The organism is Mesorhizobium sp. M7A.F.Ca.CA.004.06.1.1 (assembly GCF_003999135.1).
In the GTDB taxonomy this organism is placed as follows: Bacteria; Pseudomonadota; Alphaproteobacteria; order Rhizobiales; family Rhizobiaceae; genus Mesorhizobium.
Genome location: NZ_RZPQ01000955.1, coordinates 1 through 1,878 on the forward strand (window position 1 = coordinate 1; position 1,878 = coordinate 1,878).

At 61.4% G+C, this 1,878-nt stretch carries 2 protein-coding genes; both read left to right on the forward strand.

What is annotated here, in order from left to right; translation table 11 throughout:
- Positions 1-181: 181 nt before the first annotated feature.
- A complete protein-coding gene (locus tag EN906_RS32610) occupies positions 182-1,033 on the forward strand; it encodes an alpha/beta hydrolase (RefSeq protein WP_127271933.1) in 852 nt (283 codons plus the stop codon).
- Positions 1,034-1,127: 94 nt separating this feature from the next.
- Positions 1,128-1,793 carry an outer membrane protein gene (locus tag EN906_RS32615; RefSeq protein WP_127272804.1) on the forward strand — a complete coding sequence of 222 codons (666 nt, stop codon included), beginning with the start codon at positions 1,128-1,130 and terminating at the stop codon, positions 1,791-1,793.
- Positions 1,794-1,878: the final 85 nt, after the last annotated feature.

Below are 1,878 nucleotides of genomic sequence, written 5' to 3' on the forward strand. Positions count from 1 at the left end.
ACGGTGTGGGTTTTGCGAGCGTGGCTTTCGGCATTCGCGATTCCTTCGGTTGTCGCCAGTCTCGCAAATGTCGGCGGGCGCCGCCAGAGCCGTCGGGCCAACACACCGCGGCAGACTGAGCTTGTTGACTAATCTGGCCAAAGCGCGATGCTGGCTACGGACCGAGCCGTAAGGGGGAAACATGACCCGTTTTTGGAAAGCGTTCGCCGTCGTCATCTTGTTCGCAGCGTCGACCACTTTTGCCGCCGCCGAGGAACGTTGGCAGACCTTGCCGGAGCCTGCGGCCATGCCCAAGCCCGATCAGAGCGGATATGCGCCGGTGAACGGCATCCAGATGTACTACGCCGTTTTCGGAGCGGGTGACCCCGTGCTGCTCATCCATGGCGGCCTCGGCCACGCCGACATCTGGGCCAGCCAGGTGGCCACGTTTTCCAAAACCCACAAGGTGATCGTCGCCGACAGCCGTGGTCACGGCCGCTCCACCCGCACCGAGCAGCCCTATGGCTATGACTTGATGGCGTCGGACTATCTGGCACTGCTCGATTACCTGAAGATCGACAAGACCGCGCTCGTCGGCTGGAGCGATGGCGGAATTATCGGTATCGACATCGCACTGCATCATCCGGAGCGGCTGACAAGGCTCTTTGCGCAAGCCGCCAACGTAACCACCGACGGCGTCGATCCGGGCGTGATGACCAACAAGACCTTTGCCGCCTACATCGACCGCTCCGGCCGCGACTACAAGAAGATGTCGAAAACACCGGACCAGTATGACGCCTTCGTGGCGCAGATAAGCCATATGTGGGAGACCGAGCCGGCGTGGACCAAGGAGCAGCTCGCTGAGATAACCACGCCGACGGCGATCGTTGCCGGCGACCATGATGAAGCGATCAAGCGCGAACACACCGAATATATCGCCTCCGCCATCCCGGGCGCGAAGCTGATTATCCTGCCCAACGCCAGTCATTTCGCCATGCTGCAAGCGCCGGATGAATATAACCAGGCTGTGCTGGACTTCATCGACGCCAAATAGCGGATTCTGTGCGGCGACAGGGGGATTGCGATTGCGGCGAATGCGGTTATCCTTCTGGCGAGGATCTTTCTGAACCGTCATTTCGGGGAGTTCGATGTATCGCCTGATGGTCGCAAGTGCCGGTTTTCTTGCCGCTCTGGCCGTGCCGGCTTTCGCCGCCGACCCAGCGGCCGATGTTCCGATGACCGCGCCCGGCTTCGACTGGACCGGCTACTATGCCGGCATGCAAGCCGGCTATGGCTGGGGTCGGTCCGACATATCAGGAACAGAGGGCGAGCCGTTTTCGGCCACACCCGATGTTGACGGCGGTTTTGTCGGCGGCCATGTCGCCGGACTGTGGCAATTCGACCAGGCGGTGCTGGGCGCCGAGGCGGAACTCAACTATTCCTCGGTCCGCGGCACGACGGTATCGGCCTTCGGAAGCACATTCGGCACCGACATCAAGTGGTTCGGGTCGGTCAACGCCAAGGCGGGCTACGCCATGGACCGCTTGCTGGTCTATGGCATTGGCGGCGTCGCCTTTGCCGGCATCGAAACATCGCAAGTCGCGGGTCCGGCGTTCGACAGCACGCGCACGAATGTCGGCTGGACCGTGGGTGCCGGCGTCGACTACGCGTTGACCGACAAGTTCGTCGTCGGCGCACAGTATCGCTACTATGATTTCGGCTCCGAGCACTACGACGTAGCGGAACCCTTCAACGATCGCGATCAGAACGTGAAGCTCAACACGGTAGGCATCAATTTGAGCTACAAGTTCTGAGCAGGGCCACAATCGCGACGCTGCCGGACCAGGCAACCACTCAAAGGGCTCTTTCATGGAAGAGCGGCCGGCGCTCCCAGTGGGC